General features: G+C 47.3%; 14 protein-coding genes. 5 read left to right on the top strand and 9 right to left on the bottom strand.

All coding sequences use genetic code 11. The annotated features are described in order from the left end of the window. Positions 1-167 precede the first annotated feature (167 nt). A complete protein-coding gene (locus RA156_RS09985; protein WP_306639833.1) occupies positions 168-605 on the bottom strand; it encodes a hypothetical protein in 438 nt (145 codons plus the stop codon). A 196-nt stretch (positions 606-801) separates the two neighbouring features. Between RA156_RS09985 and RA156_RS09980 the strand changes: the two genes are divergently transcribed. Together RA156_RS09980 and RA156_RS09975 are read left to right on the top strand one after the other, a co-directional pair. Beyond that, positions 802-1509 carry a head GIN domain-containing protein gene (locus RA156_RS09980; RefSeq protein ID WP_306639831.1) on the top strand — a complete coding sequence of 236 codons (708 nt, stop codon included), beginning with the start codon at positions 802-804 and terminating at the stop codon, positions 1507-1509. A gap of 3 nt (positions 1510-1512) precedes the next feature. After that, positions 1513-2244, top strand: a complete 732-nt coding sequence (locus RA156_RS09975) for a hypothetical protein (protein ID WP_306639829.1) — start codon at positions 1513-1515, stop codon at positions 2242-2244. A 47-nt stretch (positions 2245-2291) separates the two neighbouring features. Here RA156_RS09975 and RA156_RS09970 read toward each other — a convergent pair whose 3' ends face one another. Then, a complete protein-coding gene (locus RA156_RS09970; RefSeq protein ID WP_306639828.1) occupies positions 2292-3506 on the bottom strand; it encodes an NAD(P)-dependent oxidoreductase in 1215 nt (404 codons plus the stop codon). A gap of 31 nt (positions 3507-3537) precedes the next feature. Continuing rightward, positions 3538-4278 carry a DUF3667 domain-containing protein gene (locus RA156_RS09965; protein ID WP_306639827.1) on the bottom strand — a complete coding sequence of 247 codons (741 nt, stop codon included), beginning with the start codon at positions 4276-4278 and terminating at the stop codon, positions 3538-3540. A 67-nt stretch (positions 4279-4345) separates the two neighbouring features. On the opposite strand from RA156_RS09965, the gene RA156_RS09960 reads away from it, so the two are divergent. Continuing rightward, on the top strand, positions 4346-4627 hold the full coding sequence (locus RA156_RS09960) for a hypothetical protein (protein ID WP_306639825.1): 282 nt from the start codon (positions 4346-4348) through the stop codon (positions 4625-4627). A 228-nt stretch (positions 4628-4855) separates the two neighbouring features. Here the strand turns inward: RA156_RS09960 and RA156_RS09955 are convergent, their stop codons facing one another. After that, positions 4856-5812, bottom strand: a complete 957-nt coding sequence (locus RA156_RS09955; protein WP_306639823.1) for an NAD(P)-dependent alcohol dehydrogenase — start codon at positions 5810-5812, stop codon at positions 4856-4858. Between the two features lie 178 nt (positions 5813-5990). Here RA156_RS09955 and RA156_RS09950 point away from each other — a divergent pair, with 178 nt between their 5' ends. Further along, a complete protein-coding gene (locus RA156_RS09950; protein ID WP_306639822.1) occupies positions 5991-6605 on the top strand; it encodes a fumarylacetoacetate hydrolase family protein in 615 nt (204 codons plus the stop codon). Between the two features lie 215 nt (positions 6606-6820). On the opposite strand, the gene clpB is transcribed toward RA156_RS09950, so the two are convergent. Beyond that, entirely contained in the window at positions 6821-9442 is a 2622-nt protein-coding gene (gene clpB, locus RA156_RS09945; protein WP_306639821.1) for an ATP-dependent chaperone ClpB, read from the bottom strand. A 155-nt stretch (positions 9443-9597) separates the two neighbouring features. Between clpB and RA156_RS09940 the strand changes: the two genes are divergently transcribed. Next, entirely contained in the window at positions 9598-10134 is a 537-nt protein-coding gene (locus tag RA156_RS09940) for a shikimate kinase (RefSeq protein ID WP_306639819.1), read from the top strand. Between the two features lie 151 nt (positions 10135-10285). Here RA156_RS09940 and RA156_RS09935 read toward each other — a convergent pair whose 3' ends face one another. The 4 genes from RA156_RS09935 to RA156_RS09920 all read right to left on the bottom strand — a co-directional run bounded on the left by RA156_RS09935 (position 10286) and on the right by RA156_RS09920 (position 15394). Further along, positions 10286-10750: a hypothetical protein gene (locus RA156_RS09935; RefSeq protein ID WP_306639818.1), complete on the bottom strand. Its 465-nt coding sequence runs from the start codon at positions 10748-10750 to the stop codon at positions 10286-10288. 828 nt (positions 10751-11578) lie between these two features. After that, positions 11579-12049: a hypothetical protein gene (locus RA156_RS09930; RefSeq protein WP_306639816.1), complete on the bottom strand. Its 471-nt coding sequence runs from the start codon at positions 12047-12049 to the stop codon at positions 11579-11581. Between the two features lie 69 nt (positions 12050-12118). Further along, complete coding sequence (locus RA156_RS09925; RefSeq protein ID WP_306639815.1) at positions 12119-12556, bottom strand: hypothetical protein; 438 nt, start codon at positions 12554-12556, stop codon at positions 12119-12121. Between the two features lie 117 nt (positions 12557-12673). Further along, positions 12674-15394 carry a T9SS type B sorting domain-containing protein gene (locus tag RA156_RS09920; protein WP_306639813.1) on the bottom strand — a complete coding sequence of 907 codons (2721 nt, stop codon included), beginning with the start codon at positions 15392-15394 and terminating at the stop codon, positions 12674-12676. Between the last annotated feature and the right edge of the window lie 82 nt (positions 15395-15476).

Here is a 15476-nt window from a genome sequence, read left to right as displayed (position 1 = left end):
ATTTATGCACCTAATCTTATGGGAATTTTAGAATTTAATTCGCAGATCATGTCGCACGATTAGAATACATTTCGCCATTTCGCCATAAAGTACGGATGCCGGACGCCGGACGCCGGAAAAAAAAAGCCCCCACCAAAGGCGAGGGCTTTCATTATATAAGGAGTGAATTACTTCTTTCCTGACATTCCGCTTGCGTTAGACTTAGTAGCCTTCGCTTTTTGCTTTGTGCGCTCTGTTTGAGCAGCTGCTTGTGTTTCAGTCTTTGTTGCTTTTCCAGCGTTAGCTGAACCTTCAGACTTTGAGCAGCAAGACTTTCCGTCTTTCTTCGCTGAATCTGAACAGCTCTTAGAGCAGCTCTTTCCTTCTGTCTTTCCAGCGTTTGCGCTTTCAGCTGATTTGCTAGCGCTAGCACCTTTCTGGCAGCAAGACTTTCCGTCTGCTTTCTTGTCAGAGCATGATGCTTTTTCGCTGCATTCTTTCTTGTCAGCAGTCTTTTCTACTTTTTCTGTTTTCGCTTTGTTGTCAGTGTCTTTAGCAGTTGTCTGAGCTGTTGCAGCTGTTGCAAAGAACGCTACAAGCGAAAAGATCATAATCAGTTTCTTCATCGGTTTTTTCTTTCGGGTTATTCGAATCAATTGCTCTAAGTTACGCAAAATGGACTATTCGGTTCCGCGTTAGCGCAAGAAAGCGCCCGAATAAATGTTAAGGAGAATTGAATTTCTACTGAAGAAATCAGGAGATGAATGTTACTTCTGCCTTACTTTTCGTCTAGATAGCAAGGTTAAAAGCTATTTTCGTGTCATGAAACACTCTATTCTATTCCTAACGTTACTGATCGCCCTAACGGGATGTATGAACTGTCTTGAAGGAACCGGTGATACGGTTGATGAAGATCGTGTGGTCGCCGCATTTGATGTGATTGATAACCGCTGTTCAGCAGACATTAAGATTCGTCAAATAGGAGAAGGTGAGCAAGCCAAGGTGTTTGTTCGCTGTCAAGAAAACCTATTGCCGTACCTGCTTACTCGAGTAGAGAGCGGACGTTTGGTTATTGATGTGGAAGGGTGTATTTCCACTGATCGTGAGTTGGAAGTGTACATTACCACGCCAACATTATCGAAAGTCGTTTCGGATGGTAGCGGTTCAATTGAGTCGCAAGGTGCCATTCGTTCGAAGAAATTGAAGGTGGTGCAAGACGGTTCAGGAAACATCATGTTAAGCTTCAATGGAGATCTTTTAGAAATTGACAATGATGGCTCTGGTGCGATTCGCGTTCTAGGAATGGCACGTGAATTGGAGATTTCAAATGACGGAAGCGGTTCCATTGATGCTTATGAATTGCCTGCGAATGAGGTAGAAGTGAGCAATGATGGCAGCGGAAATGTAGCTGTTCATGCAGTTGATGTGCTTTCGATAGAACTTTCGGGCAGTGGTAGCGTTCAATACCAAGGAGATCCGCAAGAGGTGGAAACTTCAAATAGTGGATCTGGCTCGATCGAGAAAGATTAATCATTGAAGGGAACTCAGTTTACATACATCGCTATCATTGTCACGCTGCTGTTGCACGTCGTGGTTCTCGCGGTGCTCAACTATGTTCCCTTAGGCAATACTGATCCGGCTCCTGAATACATCGCCATGGATATGATGGAGGTGGTGGAAGAGATTGAAGAACGCACTTTAGAAGAGATTCTGGCAGAGCGTATTGAGCAAGATATTGCCAATCTCGTGGCTGACGCTAACGCGGAATCGAGCAGTGAACGTCGCAACTACATGTCGGAATCACAGCGTAATCGCATCTCTGATGAGGTAGACCAGGAGCTCCAAGACCTCGCCGATCAAACTTTCGAAGCAGCCGCTGAACGTCGTTCAGACGACCCCAACGAAGACCCTAGCGAAAGCAACCCCGACGAACTCAATACTGACAACCTCGACAAGTACGAGTACTACGGTCAGTCATACAACGGCAACGTCACCGGAGAAGTCAACGTACCAGGACGTGAAGTGCGAAAACTCCACATCCCCGGCTACAAATGCAAAGGCGGAGGCGTCGTCGTCATCAAAATTAACGTCGACATCAACGGCAACGTCACCGAAGCCGAGATTGATCCCGCACGCTCTTCCTTCACCGGAGACTGCATCCCAGCAGAGGCGGTTTCAAGCGCCCTCAAGTCAAAGTTCTTTGTGAAAAGTTCAGCCCCCAAGAAGAGTCCGGGGACGATTACGTATCGGTTTATACCGCAATAAACGCGGAGCGTTTTTTAGGTGTTAGGGGCACGCATGCGTGCCCTTAACTAAGATTTCGAGTACTCCTCCAAGTAAGCATAGTCCTCTGCAAGTTCCCCGTCAAGCGTAGTTTCTGTTGCCCTTAGGAGGATATCATCTTGATCACCGTTGATCAACAGTGGAAGGACGTGCTTGAGGAGCTCGTCTCCGAAGTCTTCGCTGGCGTCTTTTGGGAGTTCGCAAGGGAGGTTGTCTACCGCCATGACGGCGATGGCTCCTTCTTGTTGGAAGTCTACTTCTGACTCTGTGGTTGGGTCGTAGCCGTAGATCGGATCAGCGATGGTGGATGGCTTGATGGTGCTCGCAACCGGGCCGTCGATGTCGCAGCTGATGTCGGCGACTACGCTGACGTTCCAGTTAGCGTTTTTCATGTCATCGCGGGTGTAGAGGAATGGAGCGCCTTCGGCGTAGTAGTGACATGCGATGTACATGTCGGCTACAGCGGCGTAGGTTGGGAAGGTGCTTTTGTATCCTGAAGGATCACCGTAAAACTCTGATTTGTCGAAGCCTCCATCTGAGATGCGGGCGTTGTATGATTCAGTGTCAAGGTGCGTGAATACAGCGCCATCAAATTCTTTGGTGAGGAAGTCTTCTTTTGAAACTTCTGTGACTGGAACCAACTTCATGATCTCACGTGCTCCATGTCCAACACGACCGAAACCGGTGAGGACGATCTTAGTGTTGGCTGGGAGATTCACCTTGGCCAATTCCCCTTCCATCTCTGCACGGTCTTCGCATTCGTGCGCTGGTTTGAGATTGTAGAGGTTGTGCTTGAGTCCGAAGGTTCTAAAGCCGTTGTAGCATCCTACCACTCCGGCGTAACGACCAAAACCGATGAGGCGTTTGCCACCGGCGTTTTTGATCACCTCATAGTCGATCAAGCGGATCTTCTTATCGAGGATAGCGCGAAGTAACTTGGCGTTGTATGGTTGGAGCTTGAAGGTGTGGGAGAAGAAAAGGTAGGTCTTGCTTGGGATAAGCATGTCGATCGGAACTTCTTTGACTCCGATCAGGATGTCGCGATCAGAAAGATCTTCTTGGAGGGTGATGCCTTGGGCTTCGTATTCGTGGTCTTGGTACTTACGGATAGGACTCGGCTGAACGACGAGATCAACATTTGGGTAGGTATCTACGACCTGTTTACACTGTTTCGGCGAAAGGGGCACACGTTTGTCTGGCGGCACCTTCCCCTCACGGATGATTCCGATCTTGATCTTCTCCATAGCGTTTGGTTGGGCTGCGAATTTACAAATTCTAATTCCCTTGGCTCTGGAAGATCAATAAGCTGAAACTAATGACGATAAATAAGATTCCGCCGTAGGCGAGACATAGTAGAAAGAACTTCAACAAGGTCTTACCCCAAGTCTGATCATAGGTACGCTTCATCGCGATGAAGAGGTAGCCTAAGAAGCTTAATCCGATAAGCGGCGATAAGATCTGATTGACAATGATCAATTCTAGTTTTTCGAAGACTTCAGAAATCAACAGATAAACCAGAATTAGAATGAACAAAAAGGCGTGGAAGTGCAGCGAAAACACAAAATGCTTCACGTAAGAGATCTTCCTTCGGGCGTAGAGCCCAAACAATATCAAAGCGAACATCGGCAATAGAACGAAGAACACTTTCGGCAAAAACGAACCGAAGAAATCATTCCAGAAACGATCCTCATCTGGCATCGCCTCATGGCTTCCCCCCAACAGCGACAACACCAAGAAAAAGACAACCGAAACAAAGATGTACATCCGCAATGGAGGGATGTAGCGAACTCGTCGTCCTTCAAAGAATTCTTCGGTCAAAAAGCCTGGTTTGAAGAGGAGAGGGGTGAAGCTTCGAATAATTTTACTGTCGAAGGTGAAATAATCATTCAAGAAATGTTTGATAAAACCGCCAATCGATGAAGCGGTATCTTCCGTCTCCTGCCCACACTCCGGACAGAATTTGAACTTCTCGTCCAACGGACTGTCACAATTCAGACATCTCTTTTCACTTTTCACGAGCTCAATATAAAACTGATTTTGCAGTAACTTCTCCCCGACATTGATCGTCTTACGGATGAACGCCATGAAACGACTCTTTTTAATGCTCTGCCTTTTTGTTGGTTTGGCCTTTTCGGCCGAAGCGCAGCAAGCTGCTTCCGATTCTACGAAGCAGGAAGAGCCCATGGCTAAAAAGAAAGTCGAAGGTTTCTGGCCCGTCATGGGCTACCTAGGCGGCAAACTCGTCGACGAACTCTCAGATCGACTCAATCTAGAAGAACAAGCAGACAGCACCCAAGAGACCACGAAGACGGAGGTAGAAGTGAAGTTGGGGTGGATTCGGTTTACGCGGGTGGATGAGGAGTAGGGGGCTCCGGCGTCCGGCATCCGGCGTCCGTTGGGGTTACGAGGTTGAATCCCTCCGGGATATGTGGGGAGTCAAGTTAACCTAGTATTCCGTTCAGAGAGGATTGCCCATGGGCCAATCCCTAAGATTCTTTCATGTGAAAAGGCGCAGCGAGTATTATTTCCACGAACCACGAACCACGAACCACGAACCACGAACCACGAACCACGAACCACGAACCACTAACCACTAACGCCTCTCCCCAAGCCTTACGCCTATTTTCCCCGTAGTTCTCATTTCCTCAAGCACGCGAATAGCCTCAGGAATTTCCTCAAAAGCATACACCGTAGTCACCTTCGGCTCAATCACCTCATCTTTGATCAGGCGGGCTAGAATCTCCAAATCTTCAGTGTTGGCTTCTGCGGTGAATTGGGCGAGGGGGTACTTTCGAAGTCCGCTGTTGATGAGGACGTTGAGCATGTTGCCTATGCCTGTGAACCCGACCAGGACGCCGCGTTTGCCCATGCGTTTGAAGTCTTTGTAGCTGAGGTTGCCATGGATGTCGAATACGACGTCGTAGATATCCGTGTGGGAGTGGATATCGATTTCATCGTAAGGGATGACGTCATCCGCTCCAAGGTTGCGGACGAACGATTCATTCTTCTTCGAACAGACTGCGGTCACATGTGCTCCTTTCCACTTCGCGAGTTGTACTGCGAAATGTCCCACCCCGCCAGAAGCGCCGTTGATGAGGACACGCTCTCCGATCACTACGTTGCCATGAGTTTCTACTGCTTGAAACGCCGTCAACCCCGCCACCGGAACACACGCCATGGATACCGCTGAGATGCTGGAATCATAATTTGCACAAGCCGCGGGTTTCACCGCTAGGTATTCAGCGAAAGCCCCGCCACGCAAAGACTCTCCATACACATGATCACCAACTGCAAAACCTTCAACGTTGCTGCCCACTTCTTCAACCACACCCGCGAAATCTGCTCCCAAGATTTTGTTCTTCGGCTTAAACAAGCCAAACGAAAGACGCGCAAAAAACGGAGATCCGCGCATCACATGCCAATCCGCCGGGTTCACAGAATTACCTTCTACTTTGACCAGCAATTCATCTTCTTTCGGCACAGGTTTCTCCACTTCAGAGAGAGATAAGACTTCGGGTCCGCCGTATTTGGTTTTGGTGATGGCGAGCATTTTCGAGAGGTGTTGAGGGTTAGTTCAGGGGTAAGACGATCTTGTGGCTGGGAAGTTACTTTTGCTCCGGCGTCCGGCGTCCGGCGTCCGTGGGGTTAGGGCTTAACTGTGCTATGGGCACGCATGCGTGCCCCTATCGGTCCACGTTGAAGGCGCCCGTTTCCCTACCTTTGCCCCTATGAAAATCATTTGCATTGGAAGAAACTACGCTGATCACGCGAAGGAGTTGAATAACAAAGTGCCTACGGAACCGATGTTCTTTTGTAAGCCGGATAGTTCAATCTTACCGAATCGTAATCCGCTGTTTATTCCTGAATGGACGAACGACCTTCATTTTGAGGTAGAGTTGATTGTGAAGATCAACCGACTAGGGAAGTACATCGAAGAAAAGCACGCCCACAAATACTACGATCAAGTAGGACTCGGTATCGACTTCACCGCCCGCGACGTTCAACAAAAATGCAAAGAGAAGGGGCACCCATGGGAAAAGGCCAAAGCCTTTGATGGCTCCGCCGTCGTTTCACGTAAATTCCTTCCCCTAGACCAATTCAAGGGAATCCAAGACATCAATTTCCACCTCGAAAAAAACGGTGAGAAAGTCCAAGTCGGAAACACCAGCGATATGATCTTCAGTGTTGATCAAATCATCGCTCATGTCTCTCAATTCATGACCCTCAAAATGGGTGATCTCATCTTCACAGGCACACCCGCAGGGGTAGGGCCGGTGGCTATTGATGATAAGCTTGAGGGGTTTTTGGAAGACCAGTGGATGTTCAAAGTACCTATTAAATAGGCTTATGGCTTATGGCGTAAGGCTTATGTAAGAATGTGCCTTAAGATTATGCATAATGCTCTCCGCGTGAAGTAAAATGACACAAGCTTTTACCTCCATATACATACCAAGTAGAGGACAATTAAAAGGGACGCCAAAGGCGCCCCTTAAATAAATATTATCATACTTAAGCCTTACGCCATAAGCCTTACGCCATAAGCCTTAGGCCTTAAGTTTTACATAAACTCCACAACCTCTTCCTCCTCCAACTCATGCCTAAACACAATCTGGCCGTCGAACACATCTAGTACTACGCGTGCTTCTTTGTCAACCGAGTTGCTGAGGATGGCTTTGGAGAGCTCGTTCAGCACTGATTTTTGGATCACACGTTTGACCGGACGCGCGCCGAATTGAGGGTCGTAGCCTTCTTCGGCGAGGTAGGCGATGGCGTCTTTGCTGGCCACCATTTCGATGCCTGCGCGTTCGAGGCGATCGCTGAGGCGGGCGAGTTGTAGCTTGACGATGCCACCGATTTCCTTCCGTGAGAGCGGAGTGAACATGATGGTTTCGTCGATGCGGTTGAGGAACTCAGGACGAATCGATTGACGGAGCAAGTCGTATACGGCTGACTTGGTCATTTCGAAGGTCATAGCCTCTTGACCAGGCTCCATCTTCTCGTAGTTGTCTTGAATGATGTGGCTTCCCGCGTTGGAGGTCATAATGATGATGGTGTTCTTGAAATTCACCACGCGTCCCTTGTTGTCTGTCAATCGTCCGTCGTCTAGCACTTGCAACAAGACGTTGAAGACATCTGGGTGGGCCTTTTCGATTTCATCGAGAAGCACCACGCTGTAGGGTTTGCGTCGGACAGCCTCCGTGAGTTGACCGCCTTCATCATAACCGACGTATCCTGGAGGGGCTCCAACCAAGCGGCTTACGCTGTGGCGTTCTTGGTACTCACTCATGTCGATACGCGTCATCGCGTTTTCGTCGTTGAAGAGGAATTCGCTGAGGGCCTTTGCCAGCTCTGTTTTTCCTACTCCAGTAGTACCTAAGAAGATGAAGCTTCCGATGGGTTTCTTTTCATCGGCCAAACCTGATCTTGAACGACGAACTGCATCGGAAACGGCGATGATGGCTTCGTTCTGACCTACCACGCGTTTCGCGAGTTCGTCTTCGAGTCGAAGCAGTTTTTCGCGTTCGCTTTCGAGCATACGCGTCACCGGGATGCCTGTCCAGTTAGCCACCACATCAGCGATTTCTTCTGGATCGACTTCCTCCTTGATCATCTTGCTGTTCGATTGAAGTTCTGCCAATTTCGCCTTACCATCTTCAATCTGTAGTTCTGCTTCTTTGAGCTGTCCGTAGCGGATTTCAGCGACTCTTCCATAGTCTCCATCGCGTTCAGCACGTTCTGCTTCTAGCTTCAATCGCTCAATGTCTTTCTTTCCGTTTTGGATTTGATCGACAATGTCTTTCTCGGCTTGCCAGCGCGCTTTCAGTCCGTCGCGGGTTTCATTGAGCTCAGCCAATTCACGGGCAAGTTCTTCCAGCTTCGCGGTGTCGTTCTCGCGCTTGATGGCTTCGCGTTCAATCTCTAATTGCATGATGCGACGATCAATCTCATCCAGTGCTTCTGGCTTGGAATTAATCTCCATACGCAGTTTACTAGCGGCCTCATCAATGAGGTCAATGGCTTTATCTGGAAGGAAACGATCAGAGATGTAGCGCGTCGAAAGCTCTACCGCTGCGATGATTGCGTCGTCTTTGATCTGCACCTTGTGGTGGTTCTCGTATTTCTCCTTGATACCGCGGAGGATGGAAATCGCGCTATCACGATCCGGCTCATCAACGACGATCTTCTGGAAGCGACGCTCAAGCGCCTTGTCCTTTTCAAAGTACTTCTGGTACTCATTGAGGGTAGTTGCACCGATGGCACGAAGTTCACCACGGGCCAGTGCAGGCTTGAGGATATTCGCCGCATCCATGGCGCCTTCTCCTTTTCCAGCACCCACCAGCGTGTGGATCTCATCAATGAAAAGGATGACTTCTCCATCAGAGTTCTGCACTTCCTTAACGACACTTTTGAGACGTTCTTCGAATTCGCCTTTGTATTTCGCTCCGGCAACGAGGGCACCCATATCGAGGGAGTACAAGACTTTCGACTGCAGGTTTTCTGGGACGTCACCATCGACGATACGGTGAGCGATCCCTTCCGCGATAGCGGTTTTACCTACCCCCGGCTCTCCGATGAGAATTGGATTGTTCTTCGTTCGTCGGCTCAAAATCTGCAGCACGCGGCGAATTTCATCGTCACGTCCGATCACCGGATCTAGCTTGCCGTCATGGACAAGGCTATTCAGGTTGCGGGCATATTTCTCGAGGGAGTTGTAATTGTCTTCCTGTGAAGCAGAGGTCACGCGGTCTCCTTTGCGAAGCTCGATGATGGCTGCTTTGAGGTTTTTCTTCGTCACCCCATGGTCTTTCAAGACCTGTGAGGCTTGGTCGCCACTATCGAGAATGGCGAGTAGCAGGTGTTCCAATGAAACGTATTCGTCATTGAACTCCTTGATCATATTGGTCGCTTTAATGAGCGACTGGTTGAGTGTGCGCGAAAGTTGAAGGTTTCCGCCTTCTACTTTCGAGTAGCTATCAATAACACGGTCGAGGATGGCTGTAAACATCGGAAGGTTTACATCCAACTTCTTCAGCAAGTAAGGTGTCACATTTTCGTCGACCTCTAGCATTCCTTTCAACAAGTGCGCTCCTTCGATCTGTTGGTTGTTATTCCCAACGGCAATCTGCTGTGCGCGTTGAATGGCTTCTTGCGATTTGATGGTAAATTTTCCGAAATCCATTTTCTAAGTATTTCACCACCATTCAGTCAACTACTGAGCCAAGGGGTGATTTTGAATAGAAAACAGCAATTCTGGCAGATAAAGTGCATGTTTTCTGACTTTTTTTCATCGCTAGCGCGGAAAAGCTGACGAAAGTATCGCGACCTTAGCGCCCAATGAGAATCTATCTCGTCGGATATATGGGTGTGGGTAAAACCACAGTTGGAAAGAAGCTGGCACGGATGCTCGATCTCCCTTTCTATGATCTCGATGCCGTTATCACGGAAAGCGTTGAACGCACCATTCCAGAAATCTTCGAAGCTGAAGGTGAAAGCGGTTTCCGCGGTGTCGAACGAAGTTACCTTCATAAAATCACCGATACCCACCCATCGATGGTCCTTTCCACCGGAGGAGGCACCCCATGTTTCTACGACAACATGCAGTTCATGAACGAACAAGGCATCACCATCTACCTCCAAATGGATGTCGCCAGTTTATCGCACCGCCTCATCAACAGCAAAGCCAACAGACCACTCATTGCCAACATCACCGCTGAAGGCCTTCAAGCCTACGTCAAGCGCCATTTAGATGAGCGTAAAGACTACTATGAAGATGCACACATTACCTTCCCTGCATTGGGGATGGGGCCGGCGAAGTATGATCGGTTGGTGCAGGAGGTTAGGGCTTTGAGGGCTGATGGGTTAAATGGCTGAAAGGCTAAAAGGCGAAATGGCTAAATGGCTAAAAGGCGAAATGTGGATTGTGGTGGTAGTCTTGTTTTATAGGGAGGTGTCGACCAAAGAAACGTCAGAAACCCGCTAGGTGGCGGTGATATTTTCAACCGTTGCTATGCTTTCGTTTTTTCTATTCAAAAAGGAAATTTAGTTCTCCTTTTTCAACAACATTCACATACTGTTTCGGATTTCCTTCTTTGTCATTAAAGGCTATTGTTACTCCTGTAGAACCTTTTGTATGAATTAGCCTAAAACCTCCCTGTGATATATAAACATCTCCGATGTGTGTAGCAGGTGAGGATGACCAGCCTTTTTTATTATTCTCTGCCCATTCAATTAGTTTGCTCCATTTTTCGGAATTGACTTCGAGCGTTTCGGATTGACTTTCAGTTAGTCCTGATTCAGAGTCAATGGTGTTAATGGTCAAATTGAAGGCAACTGACAGATCCAAATAATCTTCAAGTTCTACGTCTGATGAACAACTTGAAAATATAAGCGTCAATTTCAACAATGCTAAACTGATTAATCTATTCATATTGTTCATCTTTAATGAGGCATCGTTAGTAAAGGTATCGCCCTGTGTTTCGTGATCCATTCTTCCAAAAGTTAAGGCGGAAACTATGATTGTGAAATTGACTCGTTGACTCCAAGTTCTATTTCACATTCTTACTGGATGAACTCTGTTTCACAATCAATCCCAGCAATGGTCTGTTCACAATGGTCTTTTCAGAATGCATGTTCACAATTGTTTTTCAGAATTCGTGTTCACAATCGTTTTTTGGAATTCGTGTTCACAATTGATTTTTAGAATTCGTGTTCACAATCACTTTTTCGTTCATGTGAACAGAAAAGGATAGCTCATATTTAAATGGCCCCGGGAAGGCTCAAACAATTACCACTGATTCTGGGGTAGTAGCTGCTAGCCTTATGTACATTGTTCTTCACTAATTCCATAACATCAATTTACTAGTCCTTGGGCACAGGGCGAAACGGTTCACAAGATCTTAGACGAACGCGGTTGGTTTGTCGATAAATAGGAATTGGCTGGTACAAGGGACGCTTTCTTTTTGAAGTGCCCTATATATAAACTGAGTGGTGAACGGGAGAGGAAGAAGGAGAATGAAAGTGAGAATGAAAGGGAGAAGTAGAGGAAGAATTGGAATTAGAATGAGATTGGGACTGTGTTCACAATTGCTTTTTGGGGTTCTGTGTTCACTTTAGTGTTTTGAAAGTTCGTGTTCACAATTGCTTTTTGAAGTTCTGTGTTCACATTGGTGTTTTGGGGGTTCCGTTTCACAATTGTATTTCAGTAATGTCTGTTCACATTGATTCCTGAGAGCTTTGTGTTCACTTTGGGCAACCGAGATTCTTGAACCCAGATTAAGGCACCAGAATCTTGTCACTCATTTATCAAAACTTGCTCCTACTTAGTCCAAACGTTCACGGCTTCAAAGTGTCTATAAAACAAAACCCAATTGGTCTCTTCCGAAATGACCGTGATGTCATCTGAGCTTGGGTAGCAGAAGTCGTCCCAATACTTGATGAAGATTTCTTTGCTTGTCTTCAGGGTTGTAGATCTGTTCCAAGTGACAATGACATCTTCGTTGTATGCTTCAAGAATTGAGCGGAGTTTGTTACGGAAATTGCTTGAGTCTTCATCACTATCACACTTAGCACTGAACCAACCTGTTTGATGAAAGGCGGTTCTCAAATTGTCTTCATTTTCGAAATAGGCGATCATCTCGTTCAACCGTTCAGATTCTTTTTCGCTGACTGGTTTGATTTGAGCTTTTTCTGTAGCTAAAATGGTCGAGCTGTGCGACTCTTTCCATCTCCAGTTTAACTCGAAATCTTCTAGGTCGATGATCTGGTTTTTGTCTATTTCGATTTTCAATTGTTGGAGGTTGAATCAGGATTAACGTTTGACTTTCGGAGTGTCCTGTGGTCTTATGGGGATTGGGTTTCAGATAGCACTTACTTCACTAACCCAAACTTCGCGTAGCTTCGCTTTCACCATCTCAAACTCTTTTTTCTTCATCCATTCTCTTTCAATGAGATGGGTTCCCTGGTGGCTTTCTATAATAATGACATTGTCGTAGGTGTCGAACTCGCCTATGTCTTGAATTTCGGAAAAGTTGAGTTTAGCACCGTCACCCCTTCGTCCGGGTATCTCAATGAAGTCACTTCCTAGGCGTAATTTTCTTGCTGGTCGTTTTCGAAAGAACAGAGTCAAGAAACCCATCGCCATGGCCAAACCGATCAACGAGAATATTCCACAGATAATCGAGACCCACAGGTTGTCAATCTTGATCATTGATCCTAGGATGAAGAACAAGACCAGCCCACAGATTCCGACCATCAGGTGTTTGAGTGGGGGAGCGTAGTTGAATTCTTCGGTCATTCCTTGCTTAGATATTCAATAGCCATGTAAACTTCATCAATCAGTGCTCGGGTTCTATAATATCCGTTCTGAGAGATACCTAAAATTAATCAAGAGAATGGATTTCGTTATTGTCCACTACCTCACCAACGTCACATGCCCATTCAACTGATGGTATCTGCCCTGAACGTCTTGCACTGTGGCGCGCCAAGGGTAAACGCCTATGGGGGCGGGAGCGCCGTTGATGTTGCCAGTCCAGCCAATGGTGAATTCTGTGGATTTGAAGATTTCAGCGCCCCAGCGGTCAAAGATGATGAGCTCGTAGGTGGCAATGCCGGTGCCTACAGGAAGGAACTGATCGTTAATTCCGTCCTGGTTTGGGGTGAAACTATTCGGAAGGAAAAGGTGGTAATCGCAGTCAAAAATGACATTGATTTGTTCGTCGATGCTTCCACATTTGTTGGAAATCGTCACTGTATAGATTCCATCTTCGTCAACCGTGATCATGGCGCTCGAATCTCCTGTTGACCATAGATAGTTGGCATTCGTTTCTGGAGTGGGCCAGATGGTATATTGGTTGTCGCACAAGATGACTTCAGGTGCGAGGCTCGGTGATGGAGCAGCGATGAACTCAACGAACACATAGTCGTCGGTCTCGCATATGCCATCATCGATGGTAAGCGAAAAACCACCTTGCTGTTCCACAGTGATCTCAGCAGTTGTTTCTTGAGTAGACCAGAGGTATTCGATATCCTCCATGGCAGGACCAATGAGCGTTACGGTTTCTCCTTCGCATGTGGATTGGTCAGGACCAAGGTCCCAAATAGGGGCCGGGGCGAAGGAGATCTCGATACTATCACTGACTTGACAGTTGTTGTCATCGGTGACTGTGAGCCAGTGAAGTCCGCCGTCTGTTGTGCTAAATTGTTCATCGGAGGAACCGTCGCTCCACTGGTATTCAATGAAGCCATCCGGACCTTGAACGAAAGCGGTTTCCGTTTCACATAATAGCATCGGTGGACCTAATTCAAAGGAGGAGGCAGGGTGCACATAAACGATGATGTCATTGCAAATCGGCGTGTCACCACCGTCTACGATCAACGAATAGGTTGTCGTTTCCTCTGGAGAAACTTCTATGCTCGAAGTCGTTTCCCCTGTGCTCCATTCAAAGGTGTTTCCGTCATAGGCCGAAAGGGTGATTGTTTCACCAGCGCATATAGTCTCAGGATTCGAGCTCAGAATATCACAATTGTTGACTTCAATGTTTTGCTTGATCAGCGTGTCTAAGATGCAGCCCTCATCATCCATCAACATCATCGTCACGTTATAGGTGCCGTTGAGGTATTCGTGCTGCACTTCAAAACCTTCGGCGGTATCTCCATCACCAAAATCCCAACTGATGATGGCGTCATCATTATAGTAGGTGGCAATGAAATCAATCGGTTCGCAAGCGCAAACAGGCGTGTCGAATTCTTGGTAATGTACCGTGTCTTGTAAGTAGGCCATGCTAAAGTCGACCTCAAAATTGGTGAAATTCGATCCAGAATTCAGGTAGTATGAGCTTGCTCCGGTATACCCATGAGGCAAGGCAATAAAATCTTCGGAAGAGGTGAGGTGATAAGCATTTTCGCCCATCGGAATATCCACTGTCACCCACACATAATCGGGGTTCACGTTGATGTAGTCATACTCACCCGAAGGAATACTTACTCCGTTCAAATTTACCTGTCCAGCATTGTCATCTGCAGTGACAATCGTCAAATAGTTCAAGTAATTCCCGCTGTTGTCATCGAACGATTGATAACTCCACTCACGATTGAAATGATCAATCGACGGAACCCAAGTCATCATCGGGTCGCCGTATCCGTCGCTGCATGATTGCCCATAAGTAATCTGAGCTACCGACACTGGCTCCGAAGCAGTCAACAAACGATTGCCTGAAGTCTCGAGCTCCATTGATTCTCCGGCATTCAATACTTGGTCGGGATATGGACTAATTGAAACTGTTGTGTTGTCATAGGCCGCTACTACCTTCAGCACGTACTGATTGCGGTTCGTAGGAGGGAGCACCATGAAGGTGTCGCCCCAGGAATTCACGTCAAAGAGTTGTTCAACGAGGTGGTCACAACCAGAGCAATTCGACCCTCCAACCAAGGTGCACTTGTTCCCAGAGAAGACAGCAATTCGATGCTTCATCCCGTCGCTGTTACAAATTGACTGAATGTGTGTTCCTGAAAGATCTTCCCCCTGGTGATTTAGGTTTACTTCCCAATACGATTGAATTTGAAATGATTCCCCTTGATTCAAGGTGACTTCGAAAGGCGCAGTGCTTTGATCAGAAAGCGCCCCCGAAGGAGTGATTAAGATCTGCGTATTGTCCTCAATAGCGACTACCAACACCTGTGGTGTCCCCCAATTTGTATTCGCAGGATCGATGTAAGTAGAGGCATAATAATCATACCCCAAGGCCGTGGTAGGAAGCACCGCTGAAGCATCTCCAGATCCTCCCGCTTCGTTGATCAACGAAACATATACAGGATCTTCAGCCGTAACGCGCACCCCTTTCGGCGCTGTTGACATATTCCCTTCATTCGTCACCGCACCACTAGGTATGTTTACCTGAACAGTTCCGGATCCATCAACCGTAAATGCCTGACTCCAACCAGAAGCAGGAATCTCAATAACCCCTGAAGTAGGTTCACTACTGGTAATCACTACCCCGGTCACCGAAGCGGCAGTTTGCTGAAGGTTCTCCATGAAACCGAGCCAAAACTCTGTCCCTTTCAAATCATTGCAATACCCAAAAGACGGCAAGCATAGACAAGCACAAAGAAAGAGTTGAGCAAGAAGTTGTTTCATGGCAGTGATAGAACGTGGGATTGTTCGGGATATTGGGTGGTATTAGGACGGGTTGAGGGTGTTGGTTGTTACTTCTTAGGCT

The sequence above is a fragment of the Sanyastnella coralliicola genome (assembly GCF_030845195.1).
Taxonomy (GTDB): Bacteria; Bacteroidota; Bacteroidia; order Flavobacteriales_D; family Sanyastnellaceae; genus Sanyastnella; species Sanyastnella coralliicola.
Note: the sequence above shows the minus strand (reverse complement) of the source record. Positions and strands in the feature narration are given on the sequence as shown.

Excerpts from the sequence above, each read along its gene's own strand:
- RA156_RS09985 (WP_306639833.1), bottom strand. The coding sequence starts at position 605 with ATGAAGAAACTGATTATGATCTTTTCGCTTGTAGCGTTCTTTGCAACA.
- RA156_RS09980 (WP_306639831.1), top strand. The coding sequence starts at position 802 with ATGAAACACTCTATTCTATTCCTAACGTTACTGATCGCCCTAACGGGA.
- RA156_RS09970 (WP_306639828.1), bottom strand. The coding sequence starts at position 3,506 with ATGGAGAAGATCAAGATCGGAATCATCCGTGAGGGGAAGGTGCCGCCA.
- RA156_RS09960 (WP_306639825.1), top strand. The coding sequence starts at position 4,346 with ATGAAACGACTCTTTTTAATGCTCTGCCTTTTTGTTGGTTTGGCCTTT.
- RA156_RS09955 (WP_306639823.1), bottom strand. The coding sequence starts at position 5,812 with ATGCTCGCCATCACCAAAACCAAATACGGCGGACCCGAAGTCTTATCT.
- RA156_RS09950 (WP_306639822.1), top strand. The coding sequence starts at position 5,991 with ATGAAAATCATTTGCATTGGAAGAAACTACGCTGATCACGCGAAGGAG.
- clpB (WP_306639821.1), bottom strand. The coding sequence starts at position 9,442 with ATGGATTTCGGAAAATTTACCATCAAATCGCAAGAAGCCATTCAACGC.
- RA156_RS09940 (WP_306639819.1), top strand. The coding sequence starts at position 9,598 with ATGAGAATCTATCTCGTCGGATATATGGGTGTGGGTAAAACCACAGTT.
- RA156_RS09935 (WP_306639818.1), bottom strand. The coding sequence starts at position 10,750 with ATGGATCACGAAACACAGGGCGATACCTTTACTAACGATGCCTCATTA.
- RA156_RS09925 (WP_306639815.1), bottom strand. The coding sequence starts at position 12,556 with ATGACCGAAGAATTCAACTACGCTCCCCCACTCAAACACCTGATGGTC.
- RA156_RS09920 (WP_306639813.1), bottom strand. The coding sequence starts at position 15,394 with ATGAAACAACTTCTTGCTCAACTCTTTCTTTGTGCTTGTCTATGCTTG.